At 26.6% G+C, this 23,218-nt stretch carries 17 protein-coding genes; 2 read left to right on the forward strand and 15 right to left on the reverse strand.

Features of this window, described 5'->3' with window-relative positions:
* Positions 1-46: 46 nt before the first annotated feature.
* The 14 genes from I2A75_RS00380 to I2A75_RS00445 form a co-directional block, all read right to left on the reverse strand.
* Complete coding sequence (locus I2A75_RS00380; protein WP_195262499.1) at positions 47-1,774, reverse strand: FUSC family protein; 1,728 nt, start codon at positions 1,772-1,774, stop codon at positions 47-49.
* A gap of 250 nt (positions 1,775-2,024) precedes the next feature.
* The gene (locus I2A75_RS00385) at positions 2,025-4,907 is read right to left on the reverse strand and encodes a VWA domain-containing protein (RefSeq protein WP_195262500.1); all 2,883 of its coding nucleotides are present in this window, start codon (positions 4,905-4,907) and stop codon (positions 2,025-2,027) included.
* A gap of 14 nt (positions 4,908-4,921) precedes the next feature.
* Positions 4,922-6,709 carry a BatA and WFA domain-containing protein gene (locus I2A75_RS00390; protein ID WP_195262501.1) on the reverse strand — a complete coding sequence of 596 codons (1,788 nt, stop codon included), beginning with the start codon at positions 6,707-6,709 and terminating at the stop codon, positions 4,922-4,924.
* Between the two features lie 12 nt (positions 6,710-6,721).
* Complete coding sequence (locus I2A75_RS00395; protein ID WP_195262502.1) at positions 6,722-7,606, reverse strand: DUF58 domain-containing protein; 885 nt, start codon at positions 7,604-7,606, stop codon at positions 6,722-6,724.
* Between the two features lie 3 nt (positions 7,607-7,609).
* Positions 7,610-8,593, reverse strand: a complete 984-nt coding sequence (locus I2A75_RS00400; protein ID WP_195262503.1) for a MoxR family ATPase — start codon at positions 8,591-8,593, stop codon at positions 7,610-7,612.
* A 12-nt stretch (positions 8,594-8,605) separates the two neighbouring features.
* Positions 8,606-10,165: a pectinesterase gene (locus I2A75_RS00405; RefSeq protein ID WP_195262504.1), complete on the reverse strand. Its 1,560-nt coding sequence runs from the start codon at positions 10,163-10,165 to the stop codon at positions 8,606-8,608.
* Positions 10,166-10,169: 4 nt separating this feature from the next.
* On the reverse strand, positions 10,170-11,063 hold the full coding sequence (locus I2A75_RS00410; protein ID WP_195262505.1) for an ABC transporter permease: 894 nt from the start codon (positions 11,061-11,063) through the stop codon (positions 10,170-10,172).
* A gap of 15 nt (positions 11,064-11,078) precedes the next feature.
* Positions 11,079-12,002, reverse strand: coding sequence for an ABC transporter ATP-binding protein (locus I2A75_RS00415; RefSeq protein ID WP_195262506.1), 924 nt, complete (start codon positions 12,000-12,002; stop codon positions 11,079-11,081).
* Positions 12,002-14,398, reverse strand: coding sequence for a hypothetical protein (locus I2A75_RS00420; protein WP_195262507.1), 2,397 nt, complete (start codon positions 14,396-14,398; stop codon positions 12,002-12,004). The genes I2A75_RS00415 and I2A75_RS00420 overlap by 1 nt, the downstream gene beginning before the upstream one ends.
* Positions 14,399-14,803: 405 nt before the next feature.
* Complete coding sequence (locus I2A75_RS00425; protein ID WP_195262508.1) at positions 14,804-16,003, reverse strand: cyclopropane-fatty-acyl-phospholipid synthase family protein; 1,200 nt, start codon at positions 16,001-16,003, stop codon at positions 14,804-14,806.
* A 436-nt stretch (positions 16,004-16,439) separates the two neighbouring features.
* Entirely contained in the window at positions 16,440-16,658 is a 219-nt protein-coding gene (locus I2A75_RS00430) for a hypothetical protein (RefSeq protein WP_195262509.1), read from the reverse strand.
* A gap of 158 nt (positions 16,659-16,816) precedes the next feature.
* A complete protein-coding gene (locus tag I2A75_RS00435) occupies positions 16,817-17,524 on the reverse strand; it encodes a hypothetical protein (RefSeq protein WP_195262510.1) in 708 nt (235 codons plus the stop codon).
* Between the two features lie 253 nt (positions 17,525-17,777).
* Positions 17,778-18,695, reverse strand: a complete 918-nt coding sequence (locus I2A75_RS00440) for a DUF2935 domain-containing protein (RefSeq protein ID WP_195262511.1) — start codon at positions 18,693-18,695, stop codon at positions 17,778-17,780.
* Positions 18,696-18,871: 176 nt separating this feature from the next.
* A complete protein-coding gene (locus tag I2A75_RS00445) occupies positions 18,872-19,684 on the reverse strand; it encodes an arginine deiminase family protein (protein WP_195262512.1) in 813 nt (270 codons plus the stop codon).
* A 184-nt stretch (positions 19,685-19,868) separates the two neighbouring features.
* Between I2A75_RS00445 and I2A75_RS00450 the strand changes: the two genes are divergently transcribed.
* On the forward strand, positions 19,869-20,684 hold the full coding sequence (locus I2A75_RS00450; protein WP_195262513.1) for an alpha/beta hydrolase: 816 nt from the start codon (positions 19,869-19,871) through the stop codon (positions 20,682-20,684).
* Between the two features lie 196 nt (positions 20,685-20,880).
* Here I2A75_RS00450 and I2A75_RS00455 read toward each other — a convergent pair whose 3' ends face one another.
* Positions 20,881-21,705 carry a MerR family transcriptional regulator gene (locus I2A75_RS00455; RefSeq protein WP_195262514.1) on the reverse strand — a complete coding sequence of 275 codons (825 nt, stop codon included), beginning with the start codon at positions 21,703-21,705 and terminating at the stop codon, positions 20,881-20,883.
* A gap of 89 nt (positions 21,706-21,794) precedes the next feature.
* Between I2A75_RS00455 and I2A75_RS00460 the strand changes: the two genes are divergently transcribed.
* Positions 21,795-23,147: an MATE family efflux transporter gene (locus tag I2A75_RS00460; protein ID WP_195262515.1), complete on the forward strand. Its 1,353-nt coding sequence runs from the start codon at positions 21,795-21,797 to the stop codon at positions 23,145-23,147.
* Positions 23,148-23,218: the final 71 nt, after the last annotated feature.

A 23,218-nucleotide genomic window follows, 5' to 3' on the forward strand; every position in this document is an offset into this window, starting at 1 on the left:
TTGCTTCTTTTATTTGTGTTTATTTTCATTAATACTTTTACTACATCTACTGAAGCTTAAATCCATTAATTAGCTTATTATAATCAAGTTCATTCCCATTACTCATATTTATATAACAATCATATATATTATTTACAAACATTTTTCTATTTTCAAGAAACTCCTTGGCTCCTAGAAATTCCTTTTGGAACATAGTGATTTTCATTTTATCTTCTATAAATCCAGTTATTAAGTATAAGTTTCTTATACTATAATCACTATGAACTTTTGATAAATCTTCTATCATTTGCTTTATTATTGAATCATAGGTTTCAACTAAATATTTATTAGCATCTTTAATTTTATATGGAAGAATATATTTATCTGCAAATATTGTTAATACTGCTCCAACAATTACAAATATTATTCTATATAAAGCAAGCTTAATTGTACCGCCTGTAATAGCAGCAGATGCAATTGCAGATATAGTAACAAGAACAATAGTATTTCTATATCCATTTGCAAATGGGTTTAAATATCCTACTACTAGCAATATAGCTCCTCTTGCTGCCTGATTTTTTATTAAACTAAAAGCAATTAATACAATTACTACTCCAATTAAAGTACCTTCAACTCTTTCCTTAATTCTTGTTTTTGATATTTCTGAATAAGGTTGAATTAGCGAAAAAATTGTAAATGCCATCCATCGCCCTTCTGACAAATTAAAATATTGTGTTAAAAATACTGTTATTGAACCAATTATTCCAAGTCTTATTGAATATCTTACTTTTGCAGAATCTATATTAAAGTTCTTTTTGTGAATATATATATTATGAAAATGATGTGGAATTTCATAATCTCTTTTTATAGAATCCTTTTCTCTCCTATTTAAATCACTAATATGCTCAAATTCATCATTTAGACATCTAATTAAATTAGTGAACTCTTCTACATAATAATTATCTATTTCTTTATCATACATTTTATTTTTAAATATATTTATATTGCTTGAAGTAAAATCTCTATTTTTTATAATTTCAACTTCCCTATAAATATCATCTAATAGTGAACCGTATATTTCCTTATTAGTTAAATTATTTATTGAATCTAATAATATATTTATACGCTCTAAAGCCCACAAAATATCAGTTGATATACTGGCATCATTAGTTAAATAGTAATCCTGAACTCTCTTATCATATATTATTCTTTTTAAGGAATTTATAGATTCACCTATTTTAATATTTTCTTCATGAAAATTTTTATTTTCTTTTATTAGTCTAATTTTAGATAAAGTCATTCCACTAATTCCATCTAATATTTTCCCACCAGTAGTAAATATTCTATCCCTATTTACTACAAACTGTACGATCATTACAAATACAGCACCAAAAATCAATGATAAAAGTCTATTAAATAAAACTTCTCCGTAGGCTGGATAAAACAACATAAAGAAATATTGAAGTCCAAATGGAACAACAATAGATTTTTTTAAATTATAGCTAAATAAATATCCAATTATAAATAGTGCTATAAAATTTATAAATATTCCAATCCATATATTTTGAATTGCTAAAACTGAAAAAAGTAAACTAAATAAATTTACAAGTAATACTTTAATAAAATTTTTAAATGGTGCTATAGTTAAATCTCTTTCCATCAAAGTTAGTGCTGCAGTTATTACTGTAACTCCAACTAAAGTATTTTCTTGCCCAAACATAACCTTAAAAAGACTAATAAAGGAAATAATAAATATAAATATTATTGTATTTGATATTATCTTCTTTTTATCCATTATCCTCTCTCCTTTTTTACATACAAGAAAAAATACTATCATAACAAAATAGCAAATTCAATAACGTAAAAATTTTAAACTTTTCTTTAATATTATCAACAATATAAAAAAATATATTATTTTTTATTTGTAAAACTATTTAATTAATATATCTTAAAATAATAAAGATGACTTTCTAATTCTTTTATAGTTATTAGTAAAAAAATAATGGATATATGATTTAAATACAAAAATCATATATCCTTTATAACTATATCTTCTTTCTATCGCTCTTTTTCTTAAGAAGAGCACTTGTATCTAACGATTCTTTCTTTGGAGCTTCTTTATCTAACTTTTTCTTTGATTTTTTATTATCTATTTCTTTACCTTTTTTATCTTTACTTTCATTTTCCTTAGTTGAATCTTGCTCCAAAGCTTCAACATTCATTCTAACATTAACCTTATTTTTTGACTTACTATTTTCTGATGATATAGTATTTTCTTTAATAATTTTCTTTTCTTCTTTTATATTAATCTCATTATTTTTTATAGAATTAGAATTTTTAGCTACTTTTTCTTTTTTAACTTTATCTTTTCTCTTCTTAAAAAATCTAACTAAATCTATATTTAATCTTCTATAAGCTATATCAAGCATAAATAATAAAATACTTATTACTATTAATGGAGTTGTTAAATTTATCTTTTTATATTCTCTTTGAAGCTTTCCTTCAAAAACTTCTTCTGGCTTGTTTATAAAACTTCCCTTTGTTTCTTTAACTACTACATCTAACTTTTCTCCATTAGTATTAAATTTATATTCATCTGAATATTGAAGAGCAAATGCTCCTTTATAATTATTTTTTACCTCTCCACTTTCCTCTTCTCTTATACTAAAATTATAAAATCCTAATGAGTCTAGTGGAATATTAGCTTCAAATTTTCCTGGCTCAACTTGACTTAATTCGAATTCCCCTTCTTCGCCATTTTCACCATTGTATATCCCTTTAACCTTTGCATCTTTAGATATCTTATCATTATAAAATTCTACTTTTGCTTCATTTCCTTCTTGGCTAATATTAAGTTTTCCTTCTTCTCCATACTTTGGAATAGTAAAGTAAACCATATTTTTTATAAGCTGTGGGCCATACTCCCAAGCTAAATAGTTTTTACTCCACTCACCACTAACGTCTGATGTAAAGCTTACTGTTTTTCCTATTCCATATTGCATAGCTGCAAGTATTGGCTCATCATGATTAGAGCTTAATATTTCAACTGCATTTTCTTTTATAGAGGTTCCTATATATCCAAGTAAACTTGGAATTCCATCTGATGTTTTAACTCCTGCTAATATTTCATGGTTACTTAATATCTTAGGGGTAAATTCTTCATTTATTATATATGTCCCTGCTGATAAAAGAACTTCCTTTGCAAATATTCTAGGAATATCAGTATATATATCTGTATAATAACTTCTTCCTTTTCCTATTGAAGCAAGCTGATTCAGAAGATCAGCATTAGCACCTTCACCAACTGCAACTGTTGATAAAGTAATATTATTATCATTAAAGTTTTGAAGAAGATTAGCATAATTATCAAATCCATATCCATCTTGACCATCAGTTAATAATATTGTGTGCTTTATCTTTGCACTACTTTGCATTTGCATATTATAACCTTGTTCAAGTGCTGGATAAATTGATGTTCCTCCTCTTATTTGAATTCCAGATATAAGTTCCTTTATAGCTTCTTTATCTCCAACCTTTTGCAGAGGCACAACCTCATCATAAGTATCATCAAATGCTATTACTGATATCTCATCTACTTCTCTTAAGTTTTCTAATGCCTTCATTGCAGCTTCCTTAGCTAAAGTTAATTTACTAACTCCACCACCTTCAGCACTCATACTACCTGATTTATCTATTATTAAATTGATACTTATTGCAGGAACTTCATTTTTTCCTCTCTTATCCATATAAACAGGCAATACTTTTTCAAGTGAAGTATCTTTATATCCTCCAAGAGCATAAGAATCTTCACCACCAAAGGTTATTAATCCACCACCATAGTCTTTTACATAAGCTTCTATATTATCCATAAAGCCATTGCTCAAATCATCTCTATGGACATCATTTAAAACTATTGATTTGTATTCCAATAATTCATTTAAAGTACTTGGTGATCCACTTGGAGCTATTTTCTTAATATTAGCACCTGAATTTGATAATATTCCTTCTAAAGCTTCAGAATCACCTTTAACTCCATTAATAAGAAGAATATTAGGCTTATCCATTACGTTTGTAAAAGTACTAAATTCATTATTAACTTTGTTTGTGTCTCCATCTGCTTCTATTAAAACTCTATATCCTTTAAATCCACCAGAACTTTGCTTATCTTTAAATACAAAAGAATTCTTTCCTTTTTGTATTTGTACCTGCTGTTCTCCTACTTTATTTCTTCCTGAAAATAATGTTAGCTTAGCCTTTGTTGCATAATTTGATTTTATATCAATAGAAACTGAAAACTCCTCGCCTACTGATATATTATCTGGTACTTTAACATTATCAACGTAAATTTCTTCTCCCTTTTCTCCAGTAATCTTATAAATTTTAAAATCTATTTTTTGTTCATTAATTAACGGTATAGATTTTAATATATCGCCTTGATTTTCTTCTCCATCAGTTATTAAAACTATTCTTTTAGAGCCACCTCTTTCAAATAATCCTAAAGCACTTTCTACTGCTTCTTGAATATTTGTTGCTGTTACAACTGGCTTTTCGTCTATAGATTTATATTCTTTTTTCTTATTTAACACTTTATCAATTTTTGAATCATCTCCAAATAAAACTACTCCAGCTTTATTTCCTTTAGGCATTGACTCTATAGCTGTAGATATAAAATCCTTCCCTGATTCTTCAAAGTCACTTGTACTTTCTGATACATCTAGTAAAAATACAGTTGATATATTTCTTCCCTTTAAATTTATAGTTATATTTCCAAATGCAAATATTAAAAGTGTAAAAATCACTATTCTACTTATAAATATTGCAATTTCATTTTTACTCCATGGTTTATATTTTTTAAAGCTATAATACATAAAGGCAAAAATAATTGGAATCAATATTAAAAAGTACAAATTTCCTATTTCTATCTTCATCTCTTCTTTGCCTCCTAATTTCCTCTCTTATACATAATCCACTCGAAAGCTACTACTGAAATAGCTAATATTATAAGTAATGGAGAAATATTTAAGCCTCGTTTTAAATCAGCTTTTGCATCACTTATATTTTCACTTTCACCAATATTATTTATATTAGTGTTACTTTCCTTTTCTGATGGAAAGTTAACTGAAAATAATTCTTTTTCTTCTAAGACATTTAGCTTATAAATCCCAAGTTCACTATCTTCTTTTATTTCATCACCTGACTTTATTTCTAATGTATTTCCACTTGGATATGTTAAAGTAATATTATTATCTAATGACACGCCTTTAGCTATTATCTTTTCTCCAACTTTAAAGTTACTTTTATATACCATTCCACTTGATATTAAATTTTCTCCAAGCTCATACATTAATACAGGAAATTCCTTTTTAAGTGCAAAATCACTATTGTGAAGATCAAAAGATAAAGCAGCTATTTTTCTTCCATCAACTTCTCCTTTAAATCCTATATAACTTTCATCTATATTTAAGAAGCCTCTTCCGTAATAAGGAATTTCTATTGCATTATACTTAGCAGCAGTAAATGTTGTATCTTCTAAGTACTTTGAAAGTTCTCCTATAACAGCTTTAGCCTCTCCCCCTTCTCCCCCTGAAACAACATTAAAGAATTCATTTGAAGCTGGATTAATAAATAGTATGCTTCCTTTCGATGGCATTATATCAGGAGTAACATTATCAAATACATATAAATCATATGCATCTGCACTTGTTAAGTTTGATGCATCATTAGTCTTATATACTTCTGTATTTTCAATGCTGCCAAAGGCTCTTTCTAAAAATAGATTTTGTTCTGTAACTATAAGAACCTTATTTACTTTTTTCTTTCCTACAACATGGTTATAAGTGTTGTCACCAAGGATCATATCTTTTCTAGATAATTCTCCCTTTAAAACTTCACCATTTATTTTAGGCAAGTCAAAAGTTAATGTTTTATTTTCTCCTTCTTGTAATTGCAAGCTTTCAACAGCAGCAAGTTCTTCTCCATCATAAAGAGAAAAATCACCTTCATAAACCCCTGTACCCCTATTTGTTATAGTTGCTATAACTCTTACTTTATCTTCTAAAAACTTATGAGATACATTGTCAACAGATGCATTTACTCCTGAATTGGCTAATGATACAACCTTTCCATTTACATCGCCTAATGAAAGTTCTTTATCTGTAAAAGCAATAACTTCGTATTCTTCTTCAATACCTTGGCCTATTGCTTTTATAAAAGATAAAGTATCATTTATATCTCCAGTATTATAACTTTGAGGTATTGATTCAATTATTTCATTAGAAACTTCTTTATTAAAATCTCCATTTTGTAGTAAGTTACTACTTCCATCAAAGCTTATTATAAAAGTATTAGTATCATCCTTTGTTGATTGTAAAAACTCCTTAGCAAGGACTTTACTTTCATCTAGCCTAGTATTATTACCATATTCAGCACTCATGCTTGCAGTATTATCTAATACTAAAATAATATTTTTATAACTCTTACCTCCAAAGTTTAAAAAAGGTTTCATTAAACTTAAAATAAGTAAAAGTAATATTATTATTTGCAAAAGTAACAAAATATTTTTTCTTAGCTTTTCCCATGGAGTGTTTGCTCTAGTATTTTTATAAACTTCATTCCACAAAAGTGTTGAAGATATAACCTCTTCTTTATACTTTCTTTTTAATATATAAAGCATTATTAAAAGAGGAATTGTTATTAATAAAAATAAGGGCCATAAATTTGTGAATCCCATAACATAATCCTCCTAATACAATACTCTTTTCTTGCTAAACTCACCTAATATTATTTCTTCTATTTCCATAGATGAATTTACACTTATAAATTTACCACCATATTTTCTTGTAATATCCTCAATAGACTTTTTATAAGACTTTAAAGTATTTTTATACTCTTTTATCAAACTTGGAGTTAAACTCATTTTTACATTTTCACCTGTCTCACTATCTATAAATGTAATTTCATTATTGAACTCTGGATCGATTTCCTCATTTGATAATATTTGAACCAATATTATATCTTGCTTTTTAAAAGCTAAATACTTAAGAGCATCTTCTAAATCTTTTAATCCTTCATTATTTAAGAAATCAGATACAACTACCGATACACCCCTAGGAGTTAATGGTCTCTTTTTTATACTGCTCGTAATATCTGTTTTACCATCAAATTCAATATTTTCTAACTCTCTTAATATCCTTTGAAATGCTTTGTTTCCAGCTGCTGATTTTATACTTTGTATATCCCCGTTATCCATAGTGCTTATATTCACTCTATCTAAATTATTTAAGGCAATATAGCTTAAAGCAGCAACAACTTTTAATGCTGTATCTTTTTTATTTTCACTTCCATAGTCCATTGATTTACTTTTATCAACAAAGAAATTAAAAACACCTTCTCTTTCTTCCATAAAAACCTTTATAAAAAACTTATCAAATCTACCATATGCATTCCAATCTATTCGCCTAAAATCATCACCTGGAGCATATTCTCTATAATCAGAAAACTCTACAGAAACTCCTTTTGCTTTTGACTTTCTTCCTCCTTGTGTTCCCGAGGAAAGCTTAAAATTTATATGCATATTTATTTTATTTAGCTTTTTAAAAAAGTCCTCATTAAATATCCTTTCACTCATTTTTTACACAACCTTTAAATCTTCTAGTATCTTATCTATAATACTTTCTTCTGTTAAGCCTTCTGTTATAGCATCAAAATTTAGTATTATTCTATGTCTTAAAACAGGATAAGCTAAAGCCTTAATATCCTCAAATGATACATTTAACCTACCTTCCATAACGGCTCTTACTTTTGCTCCACTAATAATACCTTGTGCAGCTCTTGGACTTGCCCCTGCTTCTACATATCTCTTAACAAACTCTGAAGCTTCTGGAATTTCTGGATGAGTTGCTAATATAAGCTTTAATGCAAATTCTTTAACTGCTTCTGCAAGTTTTATTTCTCTAATTGCTTCTCTTATCTTTAATATTTCATCGCCTTCAAGAACAGCATCAAATTCAACTTTGTTATTAGTTAATGTTAAATCCATAATAGCCTTAAGCTCTTCTAGATTTGGAAAATCTACATTTAACTTAAATAGAAATCTATCTAATTGTGCTTCTGGAAGTGGATATGTTCCTTCTTGTTCTATTGGGTTTTGAGTTGCAAGCACCATAAATGGTTTTGACATTTCATATGTTGTCTTACCAACTGTTACTGTTTTTTCTCCCATAGCTTCAAGTAATGCAGATTGAGTTTTAGGAGTTGCTCTATTTATTTCATCTGCTAACAGTAAATTTGTAAATACAGGTCCCTTTTCAAATTTAAATAAAGTTTTATCATTTTCTTTAACTACTATATTTGTTCCAACTACGTCTGCTGGCATTAAATCTGGTGTAAACTGTATTCTTGAAAAGCTTAAATTTAGTACCTTCCCAATTGTTTTTACTAACTGAGTTTTTCCCATTCCAGGCATACCCTCTAAAAGTACATTACCATCTGCAAAAATAGCAATTAAAACATTTCTAATTATATCCTTTTGTCCTATTATTCCTTTAGATATTTCTTCTTCACATCTTCTTATTTTCTCTGAAACTTCTATTATTTCTTTTTCACTTATTTCCATACTTTTCACCTCTTAGTTTAATCCTTCAAAATAATCCTTTATAAGATCTTTTAAACTTTCTGGAAGATTACTATTATTTGCACCTTCTAATGCACTGTTAGTATAATCTCCTATTACCTTATCGTAATTTATTTTATTTCCATCTAAATTAAATCCATTTTCAGTTTCTATAGTTTGGGAATTTCCATCTTGATTTTTATTTCCAGTTAGATTTTCATCATTTCCAACGTCTCTTCCTGGAATATATATTTGCTCTCCCTCTTTATTTTCTAAATCATTTTCTTTGCCTTCATCACTTCCTGTATTCCAACCTGTTCCACTTCCATTTCCACTTTCATTCCCGTTTCCACTTCCTGATCCACTACCTGATCCATTTCCTTCGCCTTCACCTTCGCCTTCGCCCTCTCCTTGACCTTCGCCTTCGCCTTCTCCTTCGCCTTCTTTATCTCCAGGCTTCTTTCCACTACTATTACTTTGTGAATTTTGAATAGCATCCTTTAGACTTTCTGCATCAAGCTTTCCATCTAGAACTGAGTTTGAAGCTTCACTTAAGGCTTCTGAAAGATTTTCATCACTTACGCTATTAGAGGCATTTGCAAGAGCTTTTGATAAATTATTTAGCTCACTACTACTCATATTTCCCAGGGATTTTTTTAAGTTTCCTAAAGCCTTTTCTAATTTTTCCTTATCCTTAGACAATATTGCATCTGCAAGCTCTTTACCTTCCTTCTTTTTCATAAGCTCATTAGTCAATTTATTTAAGTCTTTCTTTGCGCCTTCTTCTTTATCTTTATTAAACTCATCTAATAAATTCTTTTGAGTCTTTTCTATAGCAGATTTACTTTTATCATTCTTTGCTTCATTCTTTTTATCTTCTAGCTTCTTTTCCATTCTTTCTAAAGTTTTATTTACATCAAGCTTCTTTTCGCTTTCCTTTAACTCCTTCTTTGCATCTTCTAATATCTTTTTTATAGCCTCTTTTTCTTCTTCAGTTAATTCTTCTGATTTTTCAACTAACTTCTTTTCTTCTTCGATTTTTTTAATAAATTCCTGTTGATATTTATTAAATTCTCTAATTGAATTAGCTTCTTTTTTAGCTGAAGTATCTATAAATGAAGTCATAAAACACATTATTATTAATCCTAAAACTATAAGTATTTGCTTTTTATCTACAGTTATTTTCAAATTATCTTTTATGCTAAAACTTTTAATAAATGATACAGTGTCCTTCTTTTGAGCAATTGAAATATTATCTTCTTCATTTATTAATTCTAAAGAAGTAGTAACTCTTTCATTTAATCCTTTTGAATCAACTATTAAAGCAACACTTTTTTTATCAGGTGATTTTATAAATCCATATATTATTATTGAAATTAATCCTAAAGCTAAAACACTAAGAGAAACTTCTTCTACATATGGAAATGTTATAAATAAAGATACTAATAATAAGCATAAGATTGAGCATAGTAGGTATTTTAAACCTACTATGCTCAAGTTTATTATGAAGTTCGCCCTAATTCTTTTTGATGCCTTTTTTATAAAGGTTAATATTTCATTATTTAAAGAATTCATAGCTTTACTCCTTTACTTTTTTCTTTGTCTTAATCTTTACCTTCTTATTTCTTTTTCTATTTAGTGGATTTAATCTTCTAGCTGCAAATCCTATAAATATGCAACTTAATACTATTTGAATTCCTACAGAAATATATTCAGTGTACTTAGACATTCCAATTTGTCCTATGAAATAAAAAGAATTTCCTCCAAATCCTACTTGATTAGATAACATTACAAAAAATCCAGTAGCTGGGCTTAAATATGCAATTGGTGATATAGATGGAGGTGTTGTTACTCCACTATATATTCCTCTTGATGCATTAATCAACAAGATAATATATGCTATAACTACAGTTCCAACAAAAATGAATAATACTAATGCATAACATAAAGCTGTTGCTGCTTTAGATGTCTTTGAATAGGTTGAAATAAACACTCCAATAGAACCAACAAATATTGTATTAATAATAAAGGAGCCAATTAAAACCAATATATTACTTAATTTTATCCCTCCGACTAACCCACATATCGCATATAATGGTATTGTACAAATTATAAGCATTATTACCTTTAATGAAGATGCTGAAAGCTTTCCTAATATAATTTGAAGTGGTTTTAATCTTGTTGATAATAATATATCTAATGTTTGCTTTTCTCTTTCTGAACATATTGAAGTTGCTGTTAATGATGGCACAATAAACATCAATAGTATTGCCTGAATTACTGCCATAATAATATAAAGAGAAACTGCATTTTGTGGATTTATTCCTGAAGCATAAACTTCACTACTATAGCTATTATAAAAAATCAATGTCCCTACAGATAATACAGCTATATATATTAATAACATTAGTGAAAATCTAGCTGTTCTAACAGATAGCTTGCTTTCATTTCTTAAAACTGGATTTAATCTCATCTTTTCATCCCCCTTCTAATTATCTTCCTCTGTTATTTGTATAAATACATCTTCTAAATTTCCTACAGCTTTAGCAAATCCGATTACAGATACCTCTTGTGTAACTAAAGCTTTTAATATTTCCTTAGCTTCCTTATCGCCTCCTGCGACATTTGCTGTAATTTTATTCCCGTCTAATGAAATTTCCTTAACATCTGGTATTTCTTTTAGAACCTTTATTGCTTTTTCAGGATCTTCAATTACAGTTATATTAATAGGCGCACTACCTGATGCTCGAAGCATAACATCCTCAACAGTTCCTTCACATACAATAGCTCCATTTTTAATTATTCCAATTCTAGTACATATTTCACCAAGTTCAGAAAGTATATGAGAGGATACTATAATTGTCTTTCCCATTTCTTTAAGATTTTTTAATATCCCCTTCATTTCAAATCTTGCTCTTGGATCCATACCTGAAGCTGGCTCATCTAATATTAATAACTCTGGATTATGAACTAAGCACCTTGCTAAACATAACCTTTGCTTCATTCCCCTTGATAACCCATCTACATTTGCATCCCACTTATCTTGTAAGTTAACTAATTCTAACAAGTCCATAGATAATTTCCTTGCTTCTTCTCCAACAATTCCATAAATAGAAGCATAAAACTCTAGGTATTCTATTGCTCTTAAATTATCATAAACCCCAAAGAAATCTGGCATATATCCTATTTTATCTTTTAATGCTTTATTATTTTTTATTGCATCTATTCCATCTACATAAACTTCACCACTATCTGGGGAAAGTAAGCCTGATACAATTTTCATTGTAGTACTTTTCCCAGCTCCATTTGGACCTATAAATCCAAATATCTCGCCTTTCTCAATTTCTAAGTTTAATCCATTCAATGCCTTAAACTTACCATAAGATTTTTCAAGATTTTTTATAACTAGCATTATCTTTCCCTCCCCTTAACAGTAATTCTTGGAATCATTGACTGGCCTTTTGAATCATCAACTATAAACTTAATTTTTACTGTGTTATCTTTTATATAGTTATCTAAGTCTTTAATCTTTTCGTAACCTTGAGACATTTTGATTTCATCGTAGCTTTCAGTCTTATAATTATAAATATATTTTTCTGAGTTATCTGGTATATTGTTTCCATATCTATCTACACCTTGTTTTACGATTAAATCTAATACTTCAAAGTTTTTATCTATTTCATAACTAAATTTAACTTCCCCTTGACCATAAATATATCCACCATATTCATCTATGTGTACATTAGCTGCAGATGACTCTATCACACCTTCAAAGTATCCATCAGGAAAATTATAATTTCCATCCTTATCTTTGAAATCTAATACTGCATCTTGAATTATTACAGTAGTGTCAAATTTAGAAACTGATTTCTTTCCAAAGTCTACATCATATTCTACTGGCATATCAGTTATTGCAACTAATTTAATATCTTTATTAATTGATATCTCACTAGAAACTGTTGAAATAATAGCTGAAGTTCTAAGTATTCCATTAAACTCTTCTGTTTTTATATTCTTATTTTTATCATACTTTGCATTATAATACTTTTGATTTAATGTATCTCCATACGCTTCTAGTCCCCCTGAACTAGCAATCACTAATTTAGAAATTTCCTTTTCTTGCCCCTTTTCAAGTGAGCCCATATCCCAAATATTTCTTCCAGCTACCAATAACAATTTTTTTATATCGTAATCTAAATTATTTTTTACTTTACCATTTAAATTTCCATCATCTAAATTAAATGAAGAGTCAATAGTTGTAATTACTTGTTCCTTACCAATAACTTCAAATGATTTCATATCTAATGCATTACTATCTTTAAAAGTAAAATAGGAGTTATTCCCACTATAAGTAGTTTTTACTCTAAGCATATCAGCTACATCTTGTTCTTGATTACCATAAAAATAATTGTCTTGAGTAGAATAATTCATAGTTAAATCTTCTGGTTTTTTTATAATTACATCATCTTTATATTTTGTTCCTATTCCTAAATATCCCTTTGCTATTCCCTTACCATCTTTATCTAATGAAATAATATTATTTTGATTTAATATAATATCATTTACTCTTGTTAAGCTTCCCATAAAATAAATAACTAAAGTAAATACTATTGATATAACTGGAACTGCTATCCAAGTTAAATCTCTCTTATTAATCTTCTTTAATATAATATAAAGTAATACTCCAACTACTAATGCATATAATCCAAGTACAACTGCTAAAGACTTAACCCCTACAATTTCATTTATAGGAATATTTCTAGTTAGCTCATGCATTCTATAATATCCTGGCATATATTTACCGTTCATTCCATTATTAAATAGGCTTGAATATGAATCTGATAATATAGTACTTAAAAACTTTCCAGCATCCTTTGATGATATTAATGGCTCTAATCCTAAATCAAAAGTTGATACTAATATTTCTCCCTTACCTCTTTCTAGAGAATAGACTAATGGAATTTCCTCAGTTCCTTGCTTAATCTTAGCATCTTTAATTTCTAAATTAGAAAATATAAGTTTTAAATTATCATCTACTAATTTTATAGCTTTCTCTGAATTCCCATTAGATTTTATATTTAAAAAGTCTTTATCTATACTACTAATAGTTTTACTTTCATTAGCTCCAGCACCAATTATTAATGTTCCGCCTTTATTTATCCAAGAGTTCAAAGATTGATACTGCTCTTTTTTCAAATTAGACATATTGTAATTATTAATAAGTATTACATCTAATCCCTCTATATTTAAGTTACTTTCACCTATAATATCTTTGTCTAATTGAACCCTTTCAATTACACCTTTAATCTCTTTAGATTCAAGAGAAATTGATCCTATATAATTTAAAGATGACGCATCATCAGTTAATATACCTATAAATAAATTAGAATCATTTACTCTACCATTTGATATTAAACTCTTTTTTTCAAATAATACTTTCCCATTTTCAATAAGGTTAACAGTTATTTTACTTGATCCTTCTAAAAGCTTAATTGGGATAACTACTTTAGTAGTTTCTCCTTTAGCTATTGAAACCTCTTTACTATAAGCATCATAAGTTGATGAATAAGAACCAGTTGTTCTAATTTCTACCTCACCATTGAAATCCTTTTCCAAACTAGTAAATTCTACTGTCACAGGTATATATTTTAAAGCCCTAAACTTTCCTTCAATACCTGATGTAATTTTCAATTCATATGGATCTGTTTTTGTATCTTCAGCCTTTGTTATTAAACTTATACTAGGTAACGCAATAATCATTAAAACTAAACTAATAATTACTGCAACCTTTCTAAAAAGCGACTTCATTATTCTTCCCCCTAAGTTACATATTTTTAATCATATATTTTAATTGTATCCTAATTACTATAATTTTCCCTTAACAAATTCTTAAAAATTTCTTATTTTTAACAAATTTAGCAATAATATAACTATAATATAGACTTATTATTTAAGATTTCAAAAATAACTAATATCTAACGACTTATACTATATATAATTTTTACAACACACTTCTTTACTTGAGATTATATTCAATAAAATACTTGATAAAAGTTTTATATTTTATTTTTAAAAGATAAAAATCCATATTTTAAATTAAAACAACTCAAAATATGGATAATTTTCTTTTTCATCTATAATATTTATTTTTAGTTATTATTCTTTAAATGTATATTAATAATAATAATTTTATTAACATAATTTATTGTATCATTATCTATACATATACTCTCTAGTCATTGGTAAATTATTATTTATATCTTTTACAAAAACTATTTGATGTAGATCAATAACTCCATTGTTAAAAGATGCTGCACAGCAATATAAATACATTCTCCACATTCTTATAAATCTTTCATCAAATACTCTGCCATTACTATCATGCATTTTTCTAACCTTATCTATATTTTTATCAAAATTTTCTGCCCAATGTAATAATGTATTTTTATAATGTAATCTTAGACTTTCAACATCTATTGTATAAAATTTATACTCTGCTGATAATGATATTATTTCCCTAAGTGTTGGTATTACCCCACCTGGGAATATGTATTTCTTTATCCATGCATCTCCTTGTGATTCTTTTAAACCACTTATATAATGAAGCACAAAAACTCCACCTTTATTCAATACAGAATTTACATTTTCAAAAAATAAATTATAATTTTCACGTCCTACATGCTCAAGCATTCCAACACTAACAATTCTATCAAAGTTTAATTTTGATTTCTTTAGATCTCTATAATCCATTATTTTTACATCTAAATAATTTTCTAATCCTTCTTCTTTTATTCTCTTTTTAAACTCATCATGTTGTTCCTTACTTAAAGTTATTCCAAGACCTTTAACCTTATATAATTTAGCAGCTTCTATAAGAAGTCCACCCCATCCACATCCTATATCTAATAAAGTCAATCCTTCTTTTAGATTTAATTTTTTTAATAGATGATGAATCTTATTCATTTGAGCATCATATAAAGTATCTGTTGGATTTTTAAAATATCCGCAAGAATAGCTCATGGTATCATCTAGCCATAATTTATAGAAATCATTTCCTATATCATAATGATATGATATTTCTTCTTTTTGATGTTTTTCAGATGTTGAACTTTTAAATATCTTTGGTAAGCCTTTAAAATCAGTCGAAAACTTATCTATACACTTTAACAACTCATCAAATACAGTAAATAAATCTCCATCTATTTCTATATTTTCATCCATATAAGCTTCCCCAAAAGCTAATGAAGTACTAGTTAATAATGCTTTCTTTGGTATTGGCTTTTTTAAATGTAGCTTAAATAAAGGCTCCTCTTTTCCAACTTTAATAACCTCATCATCCCAAAACTTTACTTCAAATGATAAGTCTTCAAAATTCTTTAAAAATGTTTTAAAGAATATTTTTTCCATATCCATAAATCTCCTCCTAAATACATTAATCTTGTGAACTTGTTAACTCTTAATGTAGCAAAATATTATTTCATGAGTTTATATATCACCATAAATAAGATCAACTAATAACGTCTTAAATTTAGAAATAAATTTACTTTTGCTTTCACAAATTAAATCACTTTAACTAAACTAATCTAGTTGAGATTATAGACAATACAAAGGAAAAATATACTTATAAGCTTTCACATTAGCCTTTAAAAGTTATCCTATCGTACTTTTAAAATCTTTAATCTTATAATTTTCTAACAAAAAAACAAGGCTCTGTTACGCAACTAAAAATGTAAATTTATAATGTAAATTTAAGTATTTCAGTATGAAATATCACTTTAAATTTTACATTCTACATTTTTCTTAAATAGCTTTCTGCGATAGATCCTTGTTTTTTTATTTTATTATATTATTATTTACTATATCTTTTTTCCAACTTGTTTATATCTTCTTTATTATCTACCCATTCTTCCATGTATCCACAATTGCAACATAAATATCTTGAAATATTTACAGTACCATTTAGAAACCCTGCTGGAATATTATTCCCCGTTCCATATATACCAGTTTCACCAGGTATTCTTAAGATTTTCTCACCGTTACATTTAGGACATATCTTTTTATTTTTCATAGCTTAAGACTCCTTTTAAATTTATTTATATAATTATTCTTTTAATAAACAAACATAAAAACCATTTATAATAGCTGATAAAATAAATCTATTTCTAATTAAACTTTTTTCTATAAAACTCATATAAAATTTCTAGATATTATTTAATATTAATTTAGTTAATTACTAATATTAAATAACTCATACATATCATTTTTTCTGTCTTCACCAAAATCTATTGTATAAATATCAAGATATGTCTTGTCTATATTTCTAATAATGTCCTTTTGTGAAAGAATATTATTAACTTCGATCAATTTCTTTAAATCATAATTGTCTCCAAATACTCCGTTTGTAATATTAACTTTATATTCATCGTTAAAATTAATGTAATAATACCAACTTGGATATTTTCTATTTCTCCACTTTATACCTATATCCCCTTCTTTTATATCAGAATAACTATATTCCTTTTCCAGAGGCTTTATAATATTATGTTTTATAATTTTATTTTCATAAAAGATCGTATATTTATTTAAGCTATAGATAAAAACTAATATTAAAGAAAGTAAAATAGAATAGAAGATTATAGAACCTCTTTTATTTCTTTTCCTATAAATTATATCTCTTGTCATCCTTTTTATTTTAATTCTAAAGTAAATCATTGCTAATATTATTACTGGAATTAATAAACATACAATATTATCAAATATCTTCGTTGTTATTAATAAGTAGTTATAATTAAATGCTTTAATAAAACTATCAATTAAATAAGATACTCCAATAAAATGTAAAACAAATATTATTACTATTAAAATAAAAATCCCTAATCTCTTAAAAAATTCTCCTATTGATTGTGCTTCAAAAAGCCAATTGTATTGATACATAAATAACTCCTATTTTAAATAAGTTTATTTTATTTTCCTTCAGTATATGCTTATTTTAAAGTAATATTTATTCATTGTAAATGATTTAAATAAATTCAATTATTTGGAATGAATCTTAAAGTTTCTATATTTATTTTTTATAATTAAAATAACCACCCTAAAAAGGTGGTTACTAAACTATATTCTTTATAAGATTTTCTTGTTAGCTCTTCTTATGTATATTATTATTTTCCTTCATTAAAATATTATTTATCTAAATTCTATTTTCAAAACTTTTAAGTAATCTTATATAATGATTAGCTTCTCTTAAAACATGATCAGCCATAAGTGGAAGCATCATGGACTTTATTTTACACTCATCAATTCCTTCTGTACCTGACTTTTTAAAATCCCTGAAATTAATAGTTTCTGTTAATGTATTATCAGTAACACTCAGCATTGCTATATTGTCCATATTGATAGTCTTTTGAATTAAATCGTTATATTTTTTTATAAACTCATCTGCTGTTCTTATTAGAGTTCCTTCGGAAGGATCTAATAAACCTCTTATAAAGGAAGCATGTTCAAGCATAATATGGTCCCAAAATAACTCAGCATCCTTAATATTTTTCTCTTCGATATCTTGATCATTTTCCAAAGAGTAAACATATGAACGGTATAATTTTGCTTCATGTATTAAGTGATCTAAGAATGTAGGATAACTTGCAGTAAATAAATTACATGATAGTACTTCATTTAAAACTTTTGTTTTTAAGTCTATTATTCCATCAAGTAATTTTATAGCCCTACAATTAAGTTTTTTCACAGAATCCATTATTTTTTTATCATGTTCCTTATCACCTTTAGGCTGTAATTTTGTTTCCATAATTGTTATTTTAGAATTTATTTCTATACCAGTATAGTATTCTGTTTTTCTTTCTGTACTTAAAGTGTAATCTGTGTAAAGCTCCCCAGAATCTAATACTTCTTGCCTAACTCTTCCATTACTTATTTTTATAGTATCTAATAAAAGTTTTTCTAATTGTAATTTATATTCATCTGCTTCTTTAGCAAGCTTAGTATTTTTAGGCGTAAATCCTGCCTCCAAAAAAATAGCATGCTCTTTCATAATTCTTGCATAAAATAAATGTAACTCTAAAGATAAGAAAATATATCTTTTACGGCCTAGCATAGTTTTTCCTCCATAAGAATTTTATTATAGTATATTTATAAAATTCTTTTTATGTTCATGCTAAGCACTAATTTAATCAAATAATAAATTTTGTTTTTTTAATTTATTCTGCATGAAAGTTATATCCGTGTAAATATTTTACAAGCCAAAAAATATTCTCTAATACTACACATAAACTATTCTCTTAAACTAAACATACATGAACACCCTAAACTTCCTTCGCTTTTCATTATTTCACTATATTCTATAAATTCAACTTCATAGCCTTTTTCTTTAAGCATTTCAGTTACAGATTTATTACTGCTTAATAACTTCTTATTTCCTAAATATACATAGTTAGTTCCTAAATCATCTGCATCCCTTTTTGATATTTCATATAAATTGTTTATGTATTTCTCTATTATCTTTTTATCATAAACATAAGGTGATATAATTGCACTTCCTTTGTCTAAGGTATTGAAAACACAATCTAAATGTATTTTACTATTATCAAAATTAATTGGAACAACTTTAGACTTATTTCCCATATTTATCAAAACTTCTTGAAGTTCATTGGCGGCCTGGATATTTGTTCTGCTGCTCATTCCAACAAAAATAACATCTTGATACTTTATAACATCTCCACCTTCTATGTTATTCTTCATTGCATAATATTTAATATTATTATCCTTTATAAAATTCATAAAATTTTCAGTCTCAATTTTTCTATCTTCATTTCTCATTTTGCTAACAAACATTATATTATCTATTATAAATCCAATATCTTGGGTGAACACTTGCTGAGTTGCATTTTTATTTATATCTATAAAGTATAAATTAATATTATTTTTACTCATTGAATTTATAAAATTATTATATTGACTATAAAGCAAATCATAATTTACTTTATTATAATACTCACTACTTTTATCTATTATTTTAAAGTTTACTGGATAGCATAATATACAAGATTTTAAATTATCACTTTGGCAATAATTTTGTACCTTCATCTTTATCTCCTTATCTATTAAACATTATATATTTATAATTTCAAAATCACATCTATAATATTCACTTTTAAAATTACAATAAAAAACATTTTAAAACACATCTTATTTGAACATTTTAAATTATTAACAGAAGCTGTAATTTTTGAATATATTATTAGAGATAAACTATATACGGGAGATCCTTATGAAATATTTTGTTAAAACAAGTGACAATACTCGAATTGCTATTGAAGATATAAATACTGAAGCTGAAAAAACTATATTATTTATACATGGATGGCCACTTAATCATGAAATATACGAATATCAACTAACGTTCTTCCCAGGTAAGGGCTATAGATGCGTTGGGATTGATTTAAGGGGATTTTTAGCCTCTGATAGACCATACAAAGGTTATGATTATAATACTATGGCTGCAGACATCAAAAAAATAATAGATGTTCTTAAATTAGATAATATAACTTTAGTAGGACACTCTATGGGTGCTGCAATATCAATAAGATATATGTCTAATTATAATGGACATGGTGTATCTAAACTTTGTTTAATAGGAGCTGCTGCTCCTAGCTGGGTAAAAACAAAAGGTTTTCCTTATGGCTATACTGAAGAAGATGTTATTAGGTTTATAAACAACTCTCTTAACGATCGACCTAATTTTATTAGGAATATTTCTAATTCATTCTTCTATAAGTATATATCTCCAGAGCTTTTAAATTGGTTTAATGAGTTAGCATTGTCATCTTCACCATGGTCAACTACTCAATGTTTAATTAGCTTAAAAAATGAAAGACTATTTAATGATATACCTAAAATAAATATTCCAACATTAATTTTACACGGAACCCATGATGAAGTTTGTCCTTATGAATTTGCTAAGTATTTAAATGAAAATATTAAAAGTTCTACATTAATTCCTTTAACAGAAAGTGGTCATGTACCATTTATTGAAGAAAAAATTAAAGTAAATGATAATATTCTAAAATTTATAGAAAATAATTAAGATAAATAGGATATCTCAAAACTATACTTAAAAACTAATTTAGAGATTTTAAATAAATAGCACCTAATAAGATATAAATATTTTTATTAGGTGCTTTTAGGTTGTAACTACATTCTATTTAATTTGCAGACTAAAAGCTATTTTAAGTCCTAACTATTTAGAGATAGTCCCGTTATAAATTCAAATATTACTATAATTAATTTCTTTCAACTTTTATTGAAACTTTAATAACAATATCCTCACCATTACTACTGGCTATTTCATCTATTAATACTTCTTCATAAGAATATCCACTAATTCTTAAATTATTTTCTTCTATGTATTTTATCATTTTTTCATATATCTTATAGACTTTATCGTAATATCCACGTGAATAACCTACTAAATAAAGACCTTTTGGCTTTATAACTAAATCCTTATATTTTTTCTTTCCTATTACCTTACTAAAATAATAACTATAATTATCAAATCTTTTATTAAGTAAATTTTCTTTACTTATCATAGATCCAACTGGATAACCATAATCCAAATCATTATCAATACAGTATTTTATAAGTTGTGTATATGTTTCTATATCATAATCATCTTCAGTTTCCTTTACTGGATTGCTTAATACTATATACTCTTCATCTTTTTCTTCTAAAGATAGTTCATTTGGAGCATTTATCCCAACATTTATTAATCTCAATTTAACTTCTAAAAGTTTTTGAATTCTTTTTAAATTTTTTATCTCCTTCTCAACTTCTTCTTTTTCATATTTAAATAATTCTAAAGTGCTTTCAGGAGTTCTTTTATCTAAAAACTTTTTAATTTCCTTTAATGGCATGCCAATTTCCTTTAATACTGATATAACATTAAAAACTTCTAATTGGTGCTTTGAATAATACCTATATCCATTATTCATAATTTTTTCAGGCTTAAATAAATCAATATTATCATAATGAAAAAGAGTTTTCTTTTTTATACCCCAAATCTCTGCAAATTCCCCTGTTGTATAATATTTTTTATATCTTTTTTCCATAAATAATAAACCTCCTATTGACTATTCCCTTACTGGATACTTTATTATAAGAAAAGGAAAAAATCAATTAATACTTAGGAGGGGGAGACATGAATAATTCACTTGGAAAGAAAATTACTTTTTTTAATCTTATAAAATTTACCTTGCCAACAATTATAATGATGGTATTTTTCTCACTATACACAATTATTGATGGTATATTTGTCTCTAGATATATTGGATCAACTGCTCTTTCTGCAATAAATATAGTATATCCAATTATTTGCATATTAATAGGAATAAGCGTTATGATGGCTACTGGTGGAAGTGCTATTGTTGCAAAGTTAATGGGAGAAGGAAAAAATAAAGAAGCAAAAGAAAGCTTTACTCTTATAACAATTTCTTCAATAGTATTTGGGCTAATAATAGCTATATTTTCTTTACTATTTATAAAACAAATTATTTACTTATTAGGCTCAACTGATAGTTTATATGAAAACTCCCATAAATACTTGTTTACGATGTTACTTTTTACTCCTGTAATTATACTTAAAATGCTTTTTGATTATTTTTTAATTACAGCAGGTAATCCAAACTTAGGTTTATTAAGTGCAATAATAGGAGGAATAACAAATATTATTTTAGATTATGTACTTATTGTACCTTTAAATATGGGAATTGTTGGTGCTGCATTAGCAACATGTATAGGTTATTTACTTCCATCAATAATTGGAATTGTGTATTTCTTTAATAAGAAAAACATCTTACATTTTGTTAAGCCTAAATTCAATTTTAAAACAATACTATATAGTTGTAGCAATGGTTCTTCAGAAATGGTAACTCAAATATCATCAGCTGTTACAACATTTTTATATAATATAATAATGTTAAAGCTTTTAGGTGAAAATGGTGTTGCTTCTATAACTATAGTTTTATATACTCAATTTTTATTAGTTTCTGCTTTAATAGGCTTTACTTCTGGGGTATCACCTCGTATAAGCTATAACTTTGGCAGTAAAGATAAAAAACAGCTTACTAAAATAATTAAATATAGTTATATATTCATAATGTTATTTTCTATTTTCACTTTTATAATTTCAAAATACTTATCTCCATCATTAGTTTCTATATTTGCTGGGAAAGGAAATGAAATTTATGATATTACTTTAAATGGATTTAATTTATTCCAAATAAGCTTCTTATTATGTGGGGTAAATATATTTACATCTGGAATGTTTACTGCATTTTCTAATGGTAAAGTATCTGCTTTACTTTCACTTTTAAGAACATTTGTATTCTTATCAACTGGAATAATATTTTTACCATCATTAATAGGTGTAAATGGTGTTTGGCTTGCTGTTCCTCTTGCGGAAACCTTAACTTTAGTGTTTTCTTTATTTTATGTTTATAAACACAAAAATACCTATGGATATAGCTATAAAAACTTAGAACCCTATGCTTAAACAAAAAAGTTAAATTAATCTACAGTATATTCCGAAATAAGAAAACACTATGGATTAATTTAACTTTTTCT

The organism is Clostridium sp. 1001275B_160808_H3 (genome assembly GCF_015550425.1).
Classification (GTDB): domain Bacteria; phylum Bacillota; class Clostridia; order Clostridiales; family Clostridiaceae; genus Clostridium.